We start from the raw sequence: 18,915 nt of genomic DNA, 5'->3' as shown, positions 1-18,915 counted from the left end.
ACTCCCCTCGGGGGCGATCGGGGCATGGGTCCCCACCCCGCGCGGCGCTCCTGGAGGGGCTGCGAGCCCGCTCAGCACCACTCTGGACCTGCCGAGCCCGCGGTGACACGAGGGCAGGTGCGCTGGGAGCCACACAATCGCCCGTATACTGGAACAGTGACCACCTCTCCTGACGACGAGACCACGCCCGAGCCCATCGCGGAGGAGCTGGTCTCCCGCTCCCAGGTCGAGGGCTCGTACGACGCGAGCAACATCCAGGTGCTCGAGGGTCTCGAGGCCGTCCGCAAGCGTCCCGGCATGTACATCGGCTCCACGGGCGAGCGCGGTCTGCACCACCTCGTCTACGAGGTCGTCGACAACTCCGTCGACGAGGCGCTCGCGGGCCACGCCACCCACATCGAGGTCGTGCTGCAGGACGACGGCGGCGTGCGCGTGGTCGACGACGGTCGCGGCATCCCCGTCGACATGCACCCGACCGAGAAGATCCCGGCCGTCACCCTCGTCATGACGTCGCTGCACGCGGGCGGCAAGTTCGGTGGCGGTGGCTACAAGGTCTCCGGCGGTCTGCACGGTGTCGGCATCTCCGTGGTCAACGCGCTCAGCACCACGATGCACACGGTCATCAAGCGCGACGGCTTCGTCTGGCGCCAGACGTTCGACAACGGCGTGCCCACCGGCGAGCTCGAGCAGGGCGAGGCGACCGACGAGACCGGCACGACCCAGACGTTCTACGCCAACGCCGACATCTTCGAGACGACCGACTACTCCTTCGACACCCTCAAGAGCCGCTTCCGCGAGATGGCGTTCCTCAACAAGGGCCTGGAGATCCACCTGCGCGACGAGCGCGACCTCGGCAGCGACGACGAGGACGGTGCCGACGACCTCGAGCGCGAGGTGCGCTTCCGCTACGACGGCGGACTCGTCGACTACGTGCACCACATCAACGTCGGCACCCGCTCGCCCATCCACGGCGACGTCATCTCCATCGAGCGCGACGACGAGGAGAACGGCCTCTCCCTCGAGCTGGCGATGCAGTGGAACGACTCCTTCAGCGAGTCGGTGCACACGTTCGCGAACACGATCAACACCCACGAGGGCGGCACCCACGAGGAGGGCTTCCGCACCGCGCTCACCACGACCGTCAAGCGGTTCGCCGACACCAACAACCTGCTCAAGGGCAAGGAGGAGCTGTCGGGCGAGGACATCCGCGAGGGCCTCACCGCGATCATCTCCATCAAGCTCGCCGAGCCGCAGTTCGAGGGCCAGACGAAGACGAAGCTCGGTAACTCCGAGGCGCGCAGCTTCGTGCAGAAGGTCGTCAACGACGAGCTCGCCGCCTGGCTCGAGCGCAACCCGGCCGAGGGCAAGATCGTCATCCGCAAGGCCATCGACGCCGCCTCCGCCCGGCTCGCCGCGCGCAAGGCCCGCGACCTCGCCCGCAACCGCAAGGGCTTCCTGGGCGGTGGCGGTCTCCCCGGCAAGCTGGCCGACTGCTCCAGCCGTGACCCCGAGAAGTGCGAGCTGTTCGTCGTCGAGGGCAACTCCGCCGGCGGCTCGGCCAAGAACGGCCGCGACCCGGGCACGCAGGCGATCCTCCCGCTGCGCGGCAAGATCCTCAACGTCGAGAAGGCGCGGATCGACAAGATCCTGCAGAACGCCGAGGTCCAGGCGATCATCAGCGCGCTCGGCACGGGCGTGCACGACGACTTCGACATCGCCAAGCTGCGGTACCACAAGATCGTGCTCATGGCCGACGCCGACGTCGACGGCCAGCACATCTCCACGCTGCTGCTCACGCTGCTGTTCCGCTTCATGAAGCCGCTGATCGACAACGGTCACGTCTACCTCGCGCAGCCGCCGCTGTACAAGATCAAGTGGACCAACCACGCCCACGAGCTCGCCTACTCCGACCGTGAGCGCGACGCGCTGCTCGCGGCCGGCGAGGAGGCCGGCTACCGCCTCCCCAAGGAGGCGCCGGTGCAGCGGTTCAAGGGTCTGGGCGAGATGAACGCCGGCGAGCTGTGGGAGACCACCATGGACCCCGACGCCCGCGTGCTGCGTCAGGTCACCCTCGCCGACGCCGCCATGGCCGACGAGATCTTCACGATCCTCATGGGCGAGGACGTCGAGCAGCGTCGAAGCTTCATCCAGCGCAACGCCAAAGACGTCCGCTTCCTCGACATCTAGGCCGTCCGGCCGCCCACCCGCTCCCGCGACGCCTTCCTGAAACGAGAACCGACACATGACCGACACCCCCATCGAGCGCGACCGCATCGAGCCTGTCGAGCTGCAGGACGAGATGCAGCGGTCCTACATCGACTACGCGATGAGCGTCATCGTGTCGCGGGCCCTGCCCGACGTCCGCGACGGGCTCAAGCCGGTGCACCGGCGCGTGCTCTACGCGATGTTCGACGGCGGGTACCGTCCCGACCGCGGCTTCTCCAAGTGCAGCCGCATCGTCGGTGACGTGATGGGTCAGTACCACCCGCACGGCGACACGGCGATCTACGACACCCTCGTCCGGCTCGCCCAGCCGTGGGTCATGCGGGCGCCGATGATCGCCAGCCAGGGCAACTTCGGCTCCGTCGGCGACGACCCGGCGGCCGCCATGCGGTACACGGAGTGCAAGCTCGCGCCCATCGCCATGGAGATGGTGCGCGACATCGACGAGGACACCGTCGACTTCAAGCCCAACTACGACGGCCGCTCCTCCGAGCCGACGGTGCTGCCCGCGCGCATCCCCAACCTGCTCGTCAACGGCTCGGCCGGCATCGCGGTCGGCATGGCCACGAACATCCCGCCGCACAACCTGCGCGAGGTGGCCGACGGCGTCCAGTGGGCGCTCGCCCACCCCGACGCCGGCAAGGCCGAGCTGCTCGAGGCGCTCATCGAGCGCGTCAAGGGCCCCGACTTCCCGACGCACGGCCTCATCGTGGGCACGCGCGGCATCGAGGACATGTACCGCACCGGCCGCGGCTCGGTGCAGATGCGTGCCGTGGTCAACATCGAGGAGGACACGAAGGGTCGCATCCAGCTCGTCGTCACCGAGCTGCCCTACCAGGTCAACCCCGACGCGCTCATGCGCAAGATCGCCGACCTGGTCAACGCCGGCCGCGTCCAGGGCATCTCCGACCTGCGCAACGAGTCGTCCGACCGTGCCGGCATGCGCATCGTCATCGAGCTGCGCCGCGACGCCGTGGCTCGCGTCGTGCTCAACAACCTCTACAAGCACACCGACCTGCAGTCGAACTTCAGCGCCAACATGCTGGCGCTCGTCGACGACGTGCCGCGCACGCTCACGCTCGACGGGTTCGTGACGCACTGGATCGCCCACCAGATTGAGGTCATCCAGCGGCGCACCGCCTACCGCCTCAAGAAGGCCGAGGCCGAGGCCCACATCCTGCGTGGTCTCGTGAAGGCGCTCGACGCGCTCGACGAGGTCATCGCGCTCATCCGCCGCAGCCCCACCGTCGAGGAGGCGCGCGACGGCCTGATCGCGCTGCTCGAGATCGACGAGCTGCAGGCGCGCGCGATCCTCGACATGCAGCTGCGTCGCCTCGCGGCCCTCGAGCGGCAGAAGATCATCGACAACCTCGCCGACCTCGAGGCCAAGATCGCCGACTTCAAGGCCATCCTCGCCAGCGAGGAGCGTCAGCGGGCCATCGTCAGCGAGGAGCTGGCGGAGATCGTCGACAAGTACGGCGACGACCGCCGCACGCCGATCGTCCCGGGTGACGGCGACCTGTCGATGGAGGACCTCATCCCCGACGAGGACGTCGTGGTCACCATCACCCGCGGCGGCTACGCCAAGCGCACCCGCACCGACCAGTACCGGGTGCAGGGTCGCGGCGGGAAGGGCGTGCGCGGCGCGCAGCTGCGCGACGGCGACTTCGTCGAGCACCTGTTCCCCACCACGGCCCACCACTGGATCCTGTTCTTCACGACGGCCGGCCGCGTGTACCGCACGAAGGCCTACCAGCTGCCCGAGGCCGGCCGCGACGCCAAGGGCGGTCACGTGGCCGGGCTGCTGAGCTTCCAGCCCGACGAGGAGATCGCGCAGGTCCTCGCCATCCGCGACTACGACCAGGCGCCCTACCTGGTGCTCGCCACCCGCAAGGGCCTGGTCAAGAAGACCCGGCTGGCCGACTACAACAGCCCGCGCCAGGCCGGCGTCATCGCGATCAACTTCCGCGACGAGGACGACGCCCTCATCGGCGCCGACATCGCCGGACCCGACGACGACCTGCTGCTCATCAGCAAGAAGGCGCAGGCCATCCGGTTCCGTGCCGACGACGACCAGCTGCGGCCCATGGGTCGCGCGACGTCCGGCGTCACGGGCATGAAGTTCCGCGAGGACGACGCGCTCCTCTCCATGACGGTCATCCGGCACGAGCACGCCGACGTCGCCGTCGAGGACGTGCCCGAGGAGGACCGGCTCTACGTCTTCACCGTCACCGACGGCGGCTACGCCAAGAAGACCTCGATCGACGAGTACCGCCTGCAGGGCCGCGGCGGCCTGGGCATCAAGGCCATGCAGATCACCGAGGCCCGCGGCGAGCTGGTCGGCGGACTGGTGCTGAAGGACTCCGACGACGTCATCTCCGTCACCGCCGGGGGCCAGGTCACGCGCAGCCAGGTGGCGGGCGTGCCGGCCAAGGGTCGCGGCACGATGGGCGTCACCTTCGTGAAGTTCAAGGGCGACGACCGGGTGGTGACCATCGCACGGAACACCGACCTGAGCGGCGCGGCGGAGCCGGACAGCGAGGCCGACGACGCCCCGGCCGGTACGGTGGACCCGGTGACGCCCGACGAGACGGGCACCGAGGTCACTGACACGACTGACGAGGGGCACGACGAGTGAGCGACCAGCAGAAGCCTCAGGACCGGGCACCCAGCTCGGGCGCCGGTGACGCCGCGCGGACGCAGCAGATCCCGCGCCTCGACCGTGACGGCAAGCCCGTCGGTGGCAGCAAGGACGCGACGCAGGGCGGCGCGAACCGCCGTCCCGCCGGTCCCGCCCGCCCGGCCTCCGGCCGTGGTCGCCCGAGCGGCTCGACGTCGGGGAGCGCCTCGCCCGCGAAGCCTGCGGCGTCCAAGCCGTCCACCGACGGTCCCAGCACGGCGAAGAAGGCGACGCCGAGCCCGGTCGGCCGGCCCGACCCTGCCAAGAAGTCGGCCCCCGCCAAGAAGGGTGCGGCGGCCCGGGAGAAGACCCCCACCGCTGCCGACTACGCCGGCACCACGTCGCAGTCGCCCGACAGCACGGCGGTCATCCCTGCCGTCAAGGACGAGCCGAAGGCCTCCGCCTCGCCGGCAGCGGCGTCGGCGTCGGGTCGTCAGGCCCGGCTGCGGCTGACGCACGTCGAGCCGTGGTCGGTCACCCGTCTGGCGTTCGTCGTCTCGGTCGCCCTCATGATCGTCTCGGTCGTCGCGGTCACCATCTTCTGGGTGGTCCTCGACCTCACCGGCATCTGGGACCAGCTGAACGGCACGGTCTCCAACGTGCTGTCCGACAGCGCCGGCAGCTTCGACCTCACCGACTACCTCGGCCTGGGTCGCCTCGTCGGCCTCACGCTGATCTTCAGCGCGGTCAACGTCGTGCTGATGACGGCGATCGCCACGATCGCCGCCCACCTGTACAACCTCGCCGCCCAGCTGCTGGGCGGCATCGAGGTGACGTTCACGGATCACTGATCCGCGAACTCCGGCGGTGCTGCCCCCGGTTCGCCCGGTCGCCCGGGCGTGGGGTAGAGTTCATCGCTGTTGCGGGCCTATAGCTCAGCTCGGTTAGAGCGCTTCCCTGATAAGGAAGAGGTCGCTGGTTCAAGTCCAGCTAGGCCCACCACCGGACGCCCGAGGAGGACGGCGATGAAGAAGCTTCTCGCGGTCGTCCTCGCCGCGCTCGGGGTGCTGTGGGCCGTGGCTCGTCGCGACGACGGGACCGCCGCCACCCGCACCACCTGGGAGCAGGCCACCGACTCGGTCTGATCCCGCGAGGGGCTGTGGCGCAATTGGTAGCGCACCTGCTTTGCAAGCAGGGGGTTAGGGGTTCGAGTCCCCTCAGCTCCACCGAAGGCCTCGATGCCGTCGGCGGGTCTTACCCCTCGCCCAAGGTGCGCACGGTCCGCCAGAACCTGGATGCGCGCGTCTGTGAGTTAGGTGTCGGTGCTCGCGTTCAGAATGGCGACATGTCGTGGGTCGAGTGGGTGCCGCCGTTGCTCCGTGCCGCGCCTCGCCGCGCCCGCGACGTCGTGGGCGTCGCGTTTGTCGCCGCGGTCCTTCTCGACGTCGATTCTGTCGTGAGGGTCATCCAGTGGCTAGGTGAGGAAGTTGCGAGAGCTCGCGTCACCGAGTTGATCGAGTCGACCGGCGCCTGAGAGTCGTCCCGCCGGCTACCCAATCTGCAGAGCCGGTGCGAGGCGTCGTCGCTGTTCGTCAGTGGACAGCGCCTGCCTCAACCTCGGACTAACGCCGAGAACTGCTGGCGGCGATGCGCCGGCCGCCGTTAATGTTGTACCGCCACCGCGCGAGTTCGATGCTCGTGCCGAAGTGCTGCGCGATCTCGTCGATTCCCTTGCCGACCTTTGCCCAGTAGCGGACGCCGCGAGCCGGAATGAGTAGGCACGCGCCGAGGTGGGTTGCCTCCGCCTCGACGCGGTCATCCCACGCGCGGCAGCCCAACTCGTCGATCGCGGTTGTCGGCTCGTGGAGGAGCAGTCCGTGGGCTGCTTCATGCGTGATGTCGGCGGCCTGCCGGCCTGCCGTCGCCGTGTCATTGAAGACGACGAGACGCTCGGTGCCCCGGAACACAGTGAGAGCCGAGAAACTCCCGTTCTTCGCGAGCAACTCGACCGCGTCCGCGATCCCTGGGTGCGCGAGAGCGATCAGTGCGGAAGTTGGCATGGCGGGCAGATCGAGGTGCTCGAGGAGTTCGAGCGGACGAAGGCGGTCGGAGGGCCGAAGGCCAAGTTCATCGCGGATCTCGAGGGCGAGTTCCTCGGCCATCTTCGTGAAGGCACCCGGGAGCTTGTAGGAGGCCACCGCGACTTAGAGCTTCTTCCCGCCGCCCACGGCGGCGTATGTCGCCTCGATTACCGTCTCGAGCGCGCGGGCTGCTTCGGGGCTGAGGCTCTTATCTGCGCGAAGGAACGTGGCGATGCGTGCCACGGTTGGTGTCTCGGCGTCCGGGTCGTCGGGAGCTAGTACGAAGTCGTTGGCGTTGAGCCTCGCCCATGACACGAGGGCGGCGAGGCTGTCCACATCGGGCCTTTTTCCTTGGGCAAGTCGGGTCAGAGTGGACTGACTGACCCCGGCTTCGAGTGCAACTTGTCGCCATGTCTTGGATTCGCTGGCTCGGGTCTTGTCAATGGCGGAGAAGAAGCTGTCGTGGTCGAAGGTTGCGCGTTCGGACATTCACGTTCCTGGCGTTGAGCGAAGTTTGGGAAGTTGTGACCAAAGTCCCGAGACGGAACTGGCGGCGACGCGTCACGCGTCTCGGTGCTGCAGTTGCAGCGCTTTCGGCTCATCGGCCTCGTGTCGGCCGGTCGCTACTCGCGGTGCGAGAAGGCGTCGCGAACATTTGCAAGAGTCGAATAGGTTGCAAATGTCGAACAAACCCGGGTAGCGTCACCTTTGCAAGGTAGACCAGCGGTACCGACCTTGCAATAGCCCGTAGGACAACTCACAGGAGGAACTTCCATGAACGAGAAGCGGAAGAAGATCCACTTCACCATCGACGGCACTCAGTACGAGACGCGCGACGACGACCAGGAGGCCGCTCAGCTTCTCCGTCTCGCTGGTCTCAACCCGGACGAGTACGACCTCGCGAAGGTCAAGCGCAACGGCGAGACCAAGACGTACAAGGATCGCAAGGTCGTCGACATCGACGACGGGGACCGATTCGTCACCGTCCGACACAGCGCCCCGGTCGCCTGACCATGTCCACCACGACCGTGACGGACGGCGCGGACGGCTTCGTCGCCGACCTCCACCGAGAGGGTCTACGCCCCGAGCGAGACGGGGACGTCGTCTACTACGACCTCGTCCCAGTCGCCGGCGCCTTCGCCGGCCAGACGGTTCGTACTGGCGTCACGGTCGCGGAGCTCGCAGGGTGGCCGGCCGCGCCGCCGCACTGGGTGCACCTCAAGGACGACGTCGAGTTCGCCGCGACGAACGCAGATGGGCAGTATTGCCCGCCCGGCTGGAGGCGTCACTCGCGGGACACCGGCCAGTGGGACACCGACCGTCCCGCCATCCACGTCTGGCTGGCTCACGTGCGCGGCGTCCTTGGGGAGGCGCTGTGACCGGGGCGTCGCTGTCAGTCGCGATGACCGCTGAACTCAACACGGCTCTCCGGAGCCACCTGTTGCGGCCAGATGGCGACGAGGACATCTGTCTTGCCACCTACTCTGTGTCGACCGGGGCGCGGCGCGTCACACACTTGATCGATGATGTCCTCTTGCCAGGACGCGAGGACCGGATCGTCCACGGCAACGCAACAATCCGCGGCGAGTACGTCCTCCGTGAGGCTACGGCCGCAGCAGCGGCAGGGCGCGGCCTAGCCATCCTGCACAGCCACCCGCGAGGACGCGGTTGGCAGCAACTCAGTCGGTACGACCACGACGCTGAGCGCTCCTACGCCACCTTGGTCCGCGAGGTGACAGGCCTTCCGCTCATCGGGCTCACGCTGGCTGGTGGCGACGGAGCTTGGTCGGCACGGTCGTGGGACACGACCGAGCCGACGTGGAGCGAGTCGGTGCGGGTGGTGGGCGGCCGCCTCGAGGTGTCGTGGAACGACGCGCTCGTCCCGAAGCCCGCCGCGCAAGCCGCACAGGCTCGCACTGTCTCGGCCTGGGGCGAAGCTGCGCAGGCTGACATGGCTCGTCTCAAGGTCCTCGTCGTTGGAGTCGGCAGTGTCGGGCTCGACGTCGCGCTGCGCCTCGCGGCATCCGGCGTTCAGCATGTCGGGGTCATGGACGCCGACGTCGTGGAGCGCCGCAACCTTGACCGGCTCGTTGGCGCGACCCGATGGGACGCTCGACTGCGTCGCAGGAAGGTCGCTGTCGCCGCCCGCCTCGCCCGACGTGCCGCCACGGCCGACGAGTTCACGGTCGAACAGCACGCCTTCAGCCTGTGCACACAGCAGGGGGTAGCGGCTGCCCTCGACTACGACGTCATCTTTTCTTGTGTCGACAGGCCCTGGCCCCGTGCCGTGCTCAGTTCCATCGCGTATGCCGATCTCATCCCGGTCATCGACGGCGGCCTCGACCTCGCTCCCCATCCACAGGGTGGAATCCTGCGTGCCAGCGCACGATTCCAGACGGTTGTGCCCGGAAATCCCTGCCTCGCTTGCTCCCGACAGATCAACATGTCGGAGGTGACCCTCGAACGGCAGGGCCTCCTGGACAACCCTGGGTACCTGGAGCAGGCCGGACGCCAGAGCCAAGACGGCGCTCCGAACGTTGCCGCGTTCAGCGCGACGGTCATCGCCGGACTTCTTGAGCAGTTCGTCGTGCTGACTGCCGCCAGGCGTTGGGAGGTCGGCCCACCGATTCAGCACATCTTTAGCCTGCAGACTCGTCGTACGCTCGAGTACACGACCGGTAGCGCCTGCAGCATGGAGGGTCGCCTGTTGGCCGGAGATCGGCGCGTCAGCCTCGTCGGGTGACCAGGAACGACCACGTGCTCGACGTCCTGCCCGACGTCGACGTCGTGGTGAACAACGCGGGGATCCAGCGCCGGGTCGCCCTCGCGGACGACCACGACCCGTGGTCGGTGCGGGAGGAGGAGCTGCACGTGCTGCTCAGCGGCCCCGTCCACCTCAACCACCTGCTGGTCCCGCACCTGGTCCGTCGCGGCACGCCCGCACAGGTCGTCAACGTCACCTCCGGAGGCGCCTTCGTCCCCCAGCCCTTCGCGCCGCTCTACTCCGCGCTGAAGGCGGCCCTGCACAGCTACACGCTCACCCTGCGCCACGCGCTCGCCGGGACCGCCGTCCGGGTCACCGAGCTCGCTCCGCCCGCGGTGGCCACGGGCCTGTCCGGCCTCGACGCCCCGCACGGCGCCCCCGTCGACGTCTTCGCCGACGCGGCGTACGCCGGCGTCACGGCGGGGCGCGAGTTCGTCGGTCACGGCGCCACTGCCGCGCCGGAGGTCCTGGCGCGGGTGCGTGCCGAGCAGGAGATGTTCGACGCCCTCGCGCCGAGGTTCGCGGTCAGCACGTACGTGGACACCTCAGGGCAGGACCGTGGACGAAAGGATCGCCCGCACCGCGCAGGCGGTACGGGCGATCCCCTCAGCCGTCCCGCTACATCCGCGTAGCGGTCACGACCTTGCCGACCTGCTGGCAGTCGCTCGACGTGAACCCGGCGGTCCCGCTCGAGGCGAGGGCCGAGCACGAGGAGCTCAGCGTCTGGCCCAGCTGGGCGTAGTTGGCCGAGCTCGTCAGCGCGTTGAGCGTCCGCCAGTACAGCTGCTCGGCCTTGGCCTGACCGAGACCCGTGATGGTCTGGCCGTTGAACGTCCCGCCGTCGGTGATCAGGAACGCCGCCTTGTTGCCGACGCCCGAGTTGGTGTGGACACCGCCGTTGTCGCTCGAGCCGCTCTGCCAGTACTGGCCGCGGTAGGACGAGGGCTGGTTCCCGCGCTCGGGCGTGCGCATGTCGCGGATCGCGCCGATGGGCAGGTCCTCACCGAGCAGCCACCGGACGGACGACGTGTCGGTGCCGGTGCCGTTGTCGAGGTCCTCGAACTCGCCGAACACGTCGGCCATCGACTCGTTGATGGCGCCGGGCTCGTAGGAGTACACCAGGTCCGCGGTGTTCTGGATGACGCCGTGCGTCAGCTCGTGGGAGACGACGTCGTCGGCGGAGGCGAAGCCCTGGCCGAAGACCATGCTGCGTCCCGTCCAGAACGCGTTCTCCATCGGGCAGCCGTAGTCGCCACCGGAGTCGCGGTAGCAGGCGCGTACCGTCGCCCGCAGTGTTCCGCCGCCGATCTGCGTCGTCAGGTCGTACCCGAACCGGCTGCTGTAGAACGACGACGTCGCACCGAGCTGGTCGTAGGCCACGTTGACCTCCGAGACGCTGCTGGCCGCGGACCCCTCGGTCCGCACCGGGCTCGGGCAGTCGAGGTTGGTGACGTACTGGTTGCGGGCGTCGCACACCCGACGGTTGGTCGCCTCACGCTGCGTGGTCTCGGTGTAGACCGGCGTGCCGTCGTTCGCGTCGACGAGCACCCGACCGCCGACGGCGTCGACCGCGGTCGGCGTCACCTCGACGTCGTGCACGAGCGTCACGGCCCCGCTCGACGGCGCCCCCTTGAACAGGCCCGCGTCGTACCAGGCGAGGTCGGTCGCGGCGGCTGCGGTCGCGTCGACCTCCGCCGCTCCGGCCTTGCGCAGCGACGCCTTGGCCGTCCGCTCGGCGCTCGCCTCCGTCCGTGCGGGTGCCGCCGTGACGCTGCGCGGCGCCGACGTGACGGCGCCGGTGGTGCCGTGGATCTTCCCGCGGGCGTCGAGCTGGACGACGACCTCGGCACCGATCACCGGCTTGCCGGCGAGGTACTGCTGGAAGTGCGCGACGCTTCCGCCGGGCACCTGGACGGTGCGGTCGAGCCGCAGGTCCGCGCGCGGTGCGCCGTGGTGCCGGGCGTAGGAGTCGGCGGCGGCGACCGTCGGTGCCCCGTCGCGTGCCGACGCGCTCGTGGTGCCGAGCCCGACGATGCCGGCGGCTGTCGTCGCGGTCACGATGGCCGCGACGCAGCCCATCATCTTTCGTGTCATGAGTTCCCCCGAACTGTGGGTGCCGAGCTCGTCCCGGCACCGCTGGAGAAACTGTAGGACTCCGGCGTCTTGGAGGTCGACGTCCTCGACCTGTGCCGGCAGACACGTCTCCGGCGTTCCCTGGCGTCGGCGGCTCTCGAGGCCTCAGCACGTCGCCGTGGTCGCCGGCGCAGGACCAGTAGCGGGGTCGGGGCGCCTCCGTAGCAGGAGGCCTTCCTGGTGGGGCGCGGCCGGCCGGCTCAGAGGCGCTTGCGCATCTGGAGGATGGTGACCTCGAACCCCATCTGCTCGTACAACGCCCTGGCGCCGGAGTTGAAGCCGAACACCGACAGCCCGACCTCGACCACCTCGCGGTCGCGACACACCTGCTCGGCCGCCTCCATGATCGCCCGGCCGTAGCCCCGACGGCGCTGCTCCGCGGTGACCATGAAGTCGTACCCGAAGGCGACCAGCCCGTCGGACCGCTCGGTGAACCCGAGCCACAGCATGCCGACCTCGTGGTCGTCGTCCCACGCGGTCCAGAGCTCGTGGTCCGCGGTGTCGACCCCGTCGGGCAGGGAGCTCGCGAAGTCGTCGGCGGCCTTCCGGCGGGCCTCCTCCTCGGGCATCATCCCCGCCGCCTCGATGTTCTCCGCGTACTCCCGCTCGGCCAGCTCGCGATAGGCGGGGAACTGCTCGGCGGTCATCGGGACCAGGCGCACGGAGGGGGACACACCGCGATGCTACGAGCCGTGCGCGACCCTGGAGGTCACCGCTGCGGGACGGCGTCGCGCGGGGTGTCGTCGACAGGGGTACCGCTGGCGCCGGCATCGCCCGTCTCCCGGTCGACGGCCCTGTCGACGGCGCTGTCGACGTCGCGGTGGGTGAGGGCCAGGAACGTGACGAGCCCGGCGAACAGCGCGAGACCGGCGAGCGTCACGGGCCCGGTGCCCCAGCCGACCCCGCCGTCCCTCGTCCCCCTGCCGAGCCAGTCGGCCACCGACGCACCGAGCGGGCGGGTCATCACGTACGCCGACCAGAAGGCGACGGTCGGGTTCAGGCCCGCGCGCCGCAGACCCCACGGCACGAGGATGGCGACCCCGAAGACGAGGATCGACCAGACGAAGCCGAGGCCGGCGTCGACCGCGGCTGCGTCGCCGAGCGCGGTGCCGAGCCCGAACGTCAGCAGCACGACGCCCCAGTAGAAGCGCTCGCGCCGTGCGGTCGTGATCGAGTGCACCGAGATCGTGCCCTCGTTGCGCCGCCACCACGCGAGCACCGCACCGAGCAGCACCAGGTAGACCAGCGAGTCGACCCAGTAGGGCGTGCCGAGGACGACGTGCGGACCGTCGGCGATCATCGTGCCGAACACCGCGACCGCGAGCACCGTGGTCCAGTAGCGGACCGGGTGGTAGCGGTCGGCCCGCAGCTGCGTCCACAGCGCCACGGCGAAGCCGCCGACGCCGATGGCTGCGGCGAGCGGGATGCTCACCGTGCCCAGGTAGTCCGACCCGGTCTCGCCGATGCCGGTGGTGAGCAGCTTCACCACCCAGAACGTCGCCAGGACGGAGGGGACCTTGGTGGCGGCAAAGGTGCGCGTCGTCATGGGTCGGACCGTAGGGACGCGAACCTGCGGACAACCTGAACAGGGCCCAGTGCAGCCTGCCGCGCGTCGTCCTCGACCCTGCTGGTCCAGGCTGGTCTACTGCCGTCATGCGTCAGCGTCGTCCAGCCCGTCTCCGCATCGTCGCCGCGACTGCCGGCCCGCTGGTGGCTGCCGGGGTCCTGGTCGGGTGCAGCCTGGGCGGGCCCGACCCCGAGGATCCGGCCCGGGCGCTCGCCGAGGGGCTGTCGAAGGGTGACGTCACGTCGGTGCCGACCACGGGAGACGGCGCGCGCCACCAGGCCGACCTCGAACGGGTCGTCGCCGACGTCGGTGGGAGGCGCCAGGTCGAGGTGACCTCCGTCGAGGAGGACGACGGTTCTGCCACGGCCGAGCTCCAGCACCGGTGGACGATCGGCGGGTCCACCTGGTCGTACGAGACCACCGCGACCCTCGTGCAGCAGGACGGCACCTGGCGCGTGCGGTGGGAGCCGTCCGTCGTCGCACCGGTCAGGGAGGGCGAGACGCTCGCGGCGCGGACGACGCCGGCCGAGCGGGGCGACGTGCTCGGCGTCGACGACGCGCCTCTCGTGACGGCTCGACCGGTCGTGCGGGTCGGGATCGACAAGACGGCCGTCGGGTCCGACGCGGCCGGGACGTCGGCGCAGCGCATGGCGCAGCTGCTCGACATCGACCCCGGCGCCTACCGTGCGCGCGTCGAGGCGGCCGGCGACCGGGCGTTCGTCGAGGGGCTCGTCCTGCGCGCCGACGGCGACGTGCCGACCCGGCAGGAGCTCGCCGCGATCCCCGGGTCGCTGGCCGTCGAGGGCACCCTGCCGTTGGCCCCGACGCGTGCGTTCGGGCAGCCGTTGCTCGGCACCGTCGGCGAGGCCACCGCGGAGGTCGTCGAGAAGTCCGACGGTGCGGTCCGGCCCGGCGACCAGGTGGGACTGTCCGGGCTGCAGGCGCGCTACGACGAGCAGCTGCGCGGCACCCCGGGCCTCGAGGTCCTCGCCGTCGACGACGACCCCGAGACTGAGTCCCGGCGACTCTTCTCCAGCGCCCCGAAGGCCGGGAAGCCGCTTCGCACCACGCTTGACCCCGACCTGCAGGGTGCGGCCGACCGGATCCTCGCCGACGTCGGTCCGGCCAGCGCGATCGTCGCGATCCGACCGTCGACGGGTGCGCTGCTGGCGGTCTCCAGCGGCCCCGGCGGCGACGGTGCCGACACGGCGTTGACGGGCCGGTACGCGCCGGGCTCGACCTTCAAGGTCGCGACGGCCCTGGCCCTCCTGCGCTCCGGCCTCACCCCGGACAGCCGGGTGCCGTGCACCCCGACCCTGACCGTGGACGGCCGACGGTTCACGAACTACTCCGACTACCCCGCGTCGGCGCTCGGCGACGTCCCACTGCGCACCGCCTTCGCCCAGTCCTGCAACACCGCCATGATCGCCGAGCGGGAGCGAGCACCGCAGGACGAGCTCGCGGCCGCGGCGGCCGGGCTCGGACTCGGCCGGGACGTCGACCTCGGGATCCCTGCGTTCCTCGGGCAGGTCCCGACGCGGGCCGACGGGACCGAGCGCGCGGCGTCGGTCATCGGCCAGGGCCGGGTGGAGGCCTCCCCACTGGCCATGGCCGTGGTGGCCGCCTCCGTCGCGCACGGTGGCACGGTGACGCCGGTGCTCCTGCCCGACCGGCGGCTGGAGCAGGCGCCGGGACCCGACGAGCCCGTGACCCGCGCGCAGGCCAGGAGCCTCGCCGGACTGATGCGCGCCGTCGTCACGGACGGCAGTGGCGCGTTCCTGCGCGACGTGCCGGGCGGCCCGGTCCGGGCGAAGACCGGCACCGCCGAGTACGGCGACGACCAGCCACCACGCACGCACGCCTGGATGATCGCGACGCAGGGCGACCTCGCCGTCGCCGTGTTCGTCGCGGACGGCGACTCCGGCTCGGCCACCGCGGGCCCGCTGCTCGAGCGGTTCCTGCGCCGCTGACCCGGCGGGGCGGACCCCTGACATCCGTCACGGTGAGGTCGTGACGCGCGATCCGGGACCGGACCCGCCGCGCGGACCATGCTCGAGGCATGAACCAGACCAGCACCCTGTCGCCGCGGTCCGCGACGACCCGATCTGACGCGGTGCGCCTGCAGCAGGTGCGTCGCTCCTTCGGCGACGTCGAGGCCGTGCGCGGCATCGACCTCGTCGTCCGCCCCGGCGAGGTGGTGGCCTTCCTCGGCCCCAACGGCGCCGGGAAGACCACGACCCTCGACATGGTCCTCGGCCTCGCTCGACCCACGTCCGGCACGGTCCACGTGCTCGGCCTCGACCCGCGCGAGGCCGTCGGCCAGGGCCGGGTCGCCGCGGTCATGCAGAGCGGCGGGCTGCTGAAGGACCTCACGGTCGCCGAGACGGTCCGCTACGTGCGCAGCCTCTTCACCCACGTGCGCGACGTCGACGACGTGCTCGAGCGCGCCGGGCTGACGGCGCTCGCGGACCGCCGGGTCGGGCTGTGCTCCGGTGGTGAGCAGCAGCGCCTGCGGTTCGCGCTCGCCCTGCTCAGCGACCCCGACCTGCTGCTGCTCGACGAGCCCACGACCGGCATGGACGTCGAGGGACGCCGCACGTTCTGGAGCGCCATCCGCGACGACGCGCGGCACGGCCGCACCGTCATGTTCGCGACCCACTACCTCGAGGAGGCCGACGCCTACGCCGACCGGATCGTGCTCGTCAGCGGCGGTCGCATCGTCGCCGACGGGACGGCGGCCGAGATCAAGGCCCGTGCCGTCGGCCGCACCGTGCGGGCGACCTGCCCCGACGTCGACGACGCGATGGTCGCCGAGATCGCCGCCCTGCCCGGCGTGGAGGGCGTCGACGTGCGGGGCAGCAGCGTCGTCGTGCACGGCACCGACTCCGACGCCGTGGCCCGCCACCTGCTCACCCGCACCACCGCACGCGACCTGGAGATCGTCGGGCGGGGCCTCGAGGACGCGTTCCTGAGCCTCACCGGCGCCGACGAGAGGACCCCCGCATGAGCACCGCCACCGACGCCACCCGCCCGGCCCCTCGACTCGGGGGCTTCAACCGGGTCCTGCTGACGCTCGAGCTGCGGCGGATGCTGCGCAACCGGCGCACCGTCTTCTTCTCGCTCCTGTTCCCCGCAGCACTCTTCTTCGCCTTCGCGGGCAGCAGCGGCGGCGACGAGCGCGTCGGGCACGGCAACGTGTCGGCCTACGTGATGGTCTCGATGGCGCTCTACGGCGCCGCGCTGACCACCGCGTCGGCGGGCTCGTCGGTCGCGCTCGAGCGGTCGGTCGGCTGGTCGCGGCAGCTGCGCCTGACACCGCTGCACCCGCTCGCGTACATCGCCACGAAGGCTGCCTGCGCCCTGGTGCTCGGCGCGCTGGCGGTCGGCGTCGTCAACGTCGCCGCAGTGGCGCAGGGTCGGGCGGAGATGCCGACCGGGCGGTGGCTGGCGTGTGCGCTGCTGGCCCTGCTCTGCTCCTTCGTGTTCGCCGCCCTCGGCCTGTTCGTCGGCTACGTCGTGCCCGGCGAGAACGCCATGCAGCTGCTCGGGCCGGGGCTCGCGCTGTTCGCCTTCCTCGGCAACCTGTTCATCCCCATCACCGAGGGCAGCGCGCTGTGGCACGTCGCGTCGCTCACCCCGATGTTCGGCGTGGCGGAGATCAGCCGCGCACCGCTCACGGGCGAGCTGCCCTGGTACGCGGTCGTCAACGCCGTCGCGTGGCTGGTCGTCTTCGTGGGCGGTGCGGCCTGGCGGATGAGCAGGGACACGGCCCGCGGGTGAGCCGTACGCTGCCCGACATGAGCACGCCACGGACCGTCGCCGTCCCCACGGGGCGCTACGGTCCGTGGTTCGCGCTGATCTGGCTGTTCTTCCTCGGCGACCCGCTGCTCGCGGCCTGGGCGCGCCGCGACGGGGCGGCCGGGGTCGGCGGTCTGGTCGTGACCGTCCTGTTCGCCTCGCTCTACATGCTCATCTGGTGGCAGGCGCGCCGCGAGCGCTGGATGGCCGACCGGACGCCGCCGCCGGCGCAGGCACTCGGTCTGTTCGTCGGGCTGGTCGCGCTGTGCGCCGCCGACGTGGCCCTCCTCGGCGAGGTCGGCATGGCGTGCGTGGTCTACGTCGCGATCTCCGGCGTCCTGCTCTTCCGACCCGTCGTGGCCGCCGTGCTCGTCGTGGGCGCGGTCGTCGGCTCCCTCGGTCTCGGGGCGCTCGAGGACTGGGGCAGCCAGGCCGGGCTCGCCTTCGCCGTCCTCGCCGGGTCGGTCGCGATCTTCGGTGTCCGTGCCCTGATCAGCCGCAACGCCCAGCTCCTGATCGCCGAGGCCGAGAACGCCGAGCTGGCCGTGGAGAACGAGCGGACGCGCTTCGCCCGCGACCTGCACGACATCCTCGGCCACTCCCTCACGGTGATCACCGTCAAGGCGGAGCTGGCCCGACGTCTGCTCGAGTCGGGCGACCCTGCTGACCGCCTGCGGGCCCAGGCCGAGGTGGGCGACCTGGAGCGGCTCGGCCGCGACGCGCTCGCCGACGTCCGTCGCGCCGTGGAGGGCTACCGCGAGATCACCCTGCCCGGCGAGATCGCCCGGGCCCGCACGGCACTGGCCGCGGCTGACGTCGAGGCGTCGCTGCCGGGCACGGTCGACGACGTCCCCAGCGACCTGCGCGACCTCTTCGCATGGACGGTCCGCGAGGGCGTCACGAACGTCGTGCGCCACGCCGCCGCACGTCGGTGCACCGTCACGGTGGACGCCCGGGCGGTCGAGGTGCGCGACGACGGGCGCGGGTTGGACGAGGGCTCCGCCGGTGGCCACGGCCTGGCCGGGTTGCGGGAACGGGCCGCAGCGGTCGGTGCGACCGTCGTGGTGCGCTCGCTCGAGCCCGGGCTCAGCCTGCGCGTGGGGAGGGACGCGTCGTGACCATCCGTCTGCTGCTCGCCGACGACCAGGCCCTGGTCCGCGGTGCGCTCGCCGCGCTGCTGTCGCTGGAGCACGACCTCGACGTCGTCGCGGAGGTCGGCTCCGGCGCCGACGTGCTCGACGCCGTCCGGGAGCACCGCCCCGACGTCGCGCTGCTCGACATCGAGATGCCGGGCCTGGACGGCATCGAGGCCACCCGCGCCGTGGTCGCGGCCGGCTTCGGGACGCGGGTGCTGGTCGTGACCACCTTCGGTCGGCCGGGCTACCTGCGGCGGGCGCTGCAGGCCGGTGCGTCGGGGTTCGTCGTGAAGGACGTGCCCGCCACACAGCTCGCCGACGCCGTGCGCCGGGTGCACGCGGGCCTGCGCGTCGTCGACCCCACCCTGGCCGCGGACAGCCTCGTCAGCGGCGACTCGCCCCTCACCGAGCGGGAGACCGACGTGCTGCGCGCCGCCCGCGACGGTGCGAGCGTGGCGGTCGTCGCGCAACGCCTCCACCTGTCGCAGGGCACGGTCCGCAACCACCTCTCGGCCGCGATCGGCAAGACCGGGGGCGAGAACCGGGCCGCCGCGGTGCGGGTGGCCGAGGCCAACGGCTGGCTCTGACCGGGA

18 protein-coding genes and 2 tRNA genes are annotated in these 18,915 nt (G+C 70.9%); 15 read left to right on the top strand and 5 right to left on the bottom strand.

All coding sequences use genetic code 11. The features are described 5' to 3' along the window. Positions 1 to 156: 156 nt before the first annotated feature. From gyrB to NH339_RS03015, 6 genes are all read left to right on the top strand, one after another. Positions 157 to 2,187 (top strand): DNA topoisomerase (ATP-hydrolyzing) subunit B, encoded by a 2,031-nt coding sequence (gene gyrB, locus NH339_RS03040; RefSeq protein ID WP_370201035.1) that lies wholly within the window; start codon positions 157 to 159, stop codon positions 2,185 to 2,187. Between the two features lie 55 nt (positions 2,188 to 2,242). Further along, entirely contained in the window at positions 2,243 to 4,861 is a 2,619-nt protein-coding gene (gene gyrA / locus NH339_RS03035; protein ID WP_253022359.1) for a DNA gyrase subunit A, read from the top strand. Continuing rightward, positions 4,858 to 5,694 carry a DUF3566 domain-containing protein gene (locus tag NH339_RS18765; protein ID WP_253022357.1) on the top strand — a complete coding sequence of 279 codons (837 nt, stop codon included), beginning with the start codon at positions 4,858 to 4,860 and terminating at the stop codon, positions 5,692 to 5,694. Before gyrA ends, NH339_RS18765 begins: the two co-directional genes overlap by 4 nt. 73 nt (positions 5,695 to 5,767) lie before the next feature. Then, positions 5,768 to 5,845: transfer RNA gene (locus NH339_RS03025), tRNA-Ile, on the top strand. A gap of 151 nt (positions 5,846 to 5,996) precedes the next feature. Further along, a tRNA-Ala gene (locus NH339_RS03020) sits at positions 5,997 to 6,069 on the top strand. 119 nt (positions 6,070 to 6,188) lie between these two features. Beyond that, entirely contained in the window at positions 6,189 to 6,377 is a 189-nt protein-coding gene (locus tag NH339_RS03015; protein ID WP_253022329.1) for a hypothetical protein, read from the top strand. 88 nt (positions 6,378 to 6,465) lie between these two features. On the opposite strand, the gene NH339_RS03010 is transcribed toward NH339_RS03015, so the two are convergent. Then, positions 6,466 to 7,041: an ImmA/IrrE family metallo-endopeptidase gene (locus NH339_RS03010; protein WP_253022327.1), complete on the bottom strand. Its 576-nt coding sequence runs from the start codon at positions 7,039 to 7,041 to the stop codon at positions 6,466 to 6,468. A gap of 6 nt (positions 7,042 to 7,047) precedes the next feature. Continuing rightward, the gene (locus tag NH339_RS03005) at positions 7,048 to 7,413 is read right to left on the bottom strand and encodes a helix-turn-helix transcriptional regulator (protein WP_253022325.1); all 366 of its coding nucleotides are present in this window, start codon (positions 7,411 to 7,413) and stop codon (positions 7,048 to 7,050) included. A 285-nt stretch (positions 7,414 to 7,698) separates the two neighbouring features. Between NH339_RS03005 and NH339_RS03000 the strand changes: the two genes are divergently transcribed. Genes NH339_RS03000 through NH339_RS02985 form a run of 4 tightly spaced genes read left to right on the top strand, consistent with a single transcriptional unit; the run spans position 7,699 to position 10,320 of the window. Beyond that, the gene (locus NH339_RS03000) at positions 7,699 to 7,935 is read left to right on the top strand and encodes a hypothetical protein (protein ID WP_253022323.1); all 237 of its coding nucleotides are present in this window, start codon (positions 7,699 to 7,701) and stop codon (positions 7,933 to 7,935) included. Between the two features lie 2 nt (positions 7,936 to 7,937). Further along, the gene (locus NH339_RS02995) at positions 7,938 to 8,303 is read left to right on the top strand and encodes a hypothetical protein (RefSeq protein WP_253022321.1); all 366 of its coding nucleotides are present in this window, start codon (positions 7,938 to 7,940) and stop codon (positions 8,301 to 8,303) included. After that, positions 8,300 to 9,667, top strand: a complete 1,368-nt coding sequence (locus NH339_RS02990) for a ThiF family adenylyltransferase (RefSeq protein WP_253022319.1) — start codon at positions 8,300 to 8,302, stop codon at positions 9,665 to 9,667. Before NH339_RS02995 ends, NH339_RS02990 begins: the two co-directional genes overlap by 4 nt. Next, positions 9,664 to 10,320 (top strand): SDR family NAD(P)-dependent oxidoreductase, encoded by a 657-nt coding sequence (locus tag NH339_RS02985; RefSeq protein ID WP_253022317.1) that lies wholly within the window; start codon positions 9,664 to 9,666, stop codon positions 10,318 to 10,320. The genes NH339_RS02990 and NH339_RS02985 overlap by 4 nt, the downstream gene beginning before the upstream one ends. Here NH339_RS02985 and NH339_RS02980 read toward each other — a convergent pair. The 3 genes from NH339_RS02980 to NH339_RS02970 form a co-directional block, all read right to left on the bottom strand. Continuing rightward, positions 10,307 to 11,782: a M4 family metallopeptidase gene (locus NH339_RS02980; protein WP_253022315.1), complete on the bottom strand. Its 1,476-nt coding sequence runs from the start codon at positions 11,780 to 11,782 to the stop codon at positions 10,307 to 10,309. The two genes, NH339_RS02985 and NH339_RS02980, sit on opposite strands and share 14 nt — an antisense overlap. A 239-nt stretch (positions 11,783 to 12,021) precedes the next feature. Beyond that, on the bottom strand, positions 12,022 to 12,495 hold the full coding sequence (locus NH339_RS02975; protein WP_253022313.1) for a GNAT family N-acetyltransferase: 474 nt from the start codon (positions 12,493 to 12,495) through the stop codon (positions 12,022 to 12,024). A 35-nt stretch (positions 12,496 to 12,530) separates the two neighbouring features. Continuing rightward, positions 12,531 to 13,367, bottom strand: a complete 837-nt coding sequence (locus tag NH339_RS02970; protein WP_253022310.1) for a hypothetical protein — start codon at positions 13,365 to 13,367, stop codon at positions 12,531 to 12,533. A gap of 107 nt (positions 13,368 to 13,474) precedes the next feature. Between NH339_RS02970 and NH339_RS02965 the strand changes: the two genes are divergently transcribed. From NH339_RS02965 to NH339_RS02945, 5 genes are all read left to right on the top strand, one after another. Continuing rightward, positions 13,475 to 15,358 (top strand): penicillin-binding transpeptidase domain-containing protein, encoded by a 1,884-nt coding sequence (locus NH339_RS02965; RefSeq protein WP_253022308.1) that lies wholly within the window; start codon positions 13,475 to 13,477, stop codon positions 15,356 to 15,358. A gap of 89 nt (positions 15,359 to 15,447) precedes the next feature. Then, complete coding sequence (locus NH339_RS02960; RefSeq protein WP_253022306.1) at positions 15,448 to 16,395, top strand: ABC transporter ATP-binding protein; 948 nt, start codon at positions 15,448 to 15,450, stop codon at positions 16,393 to 16,395. After that, complete coding sequence (locus tag NH339_RS02955) at positions 16,392 to 17,168, top strand: ABC transporter permease (RefSeq protein ID WP_253022304.1); 777 nt, start codon at positions 16,392 to 16,394, stop codon at positions 17,166 to 17,168. The genes NH339_RS02960 and NH339_RS02955 overlap by 4 nt, the downstream gene beginning before the upstream one ends. A 17-nt stretch (positions 17,169 to 17,185) precedes the next feature. Next, the gene (locus tag NH339_RS02950) at positions 17,186 to 18,304 is read left to right on the top strand and encodes a sensor histidine kinase (protein WP_253022302.1); all 1,119 of its coding nucleotides are present in this window, start codon (positions 17,186 to 17,188) and stop codon (positions 18,302 to 18,304) included. Then, positions 18,301 to 18,909 carry a response regulator transcription factor gene (locus NH339_RS02945; protein ID WP_253022300.1) on the top strand — a complete coding sequence of 203 codons (609 nt, stop codon included), beginning with the start codon at positions 18,301 to 18,303 and terminating at the stop codon, positions 18,907 to 18,909. The genes NH339_RS02950 and NH339_RS02945 overlap by 4 nt, the downstream gene beginning before the upstream one ends. The last annotated feature ends 6 nt before the right edge of the window (positions 18,910 to 18,915 follow it).

Source organism: Aeromicrobium sp. CnD17-E (assembly GCF_024124745.1).
GTDB lineage: Bacteria > Actinomycetota > Actinomycetes > Propionibacteriales > Nocardioidaceae > Aeromicrobium.
The sequence above is the reverse complement of the archived record's forward strand: the minus strand, read 5'-3'. Positions and strand labels throughout refer to the sequence as shown.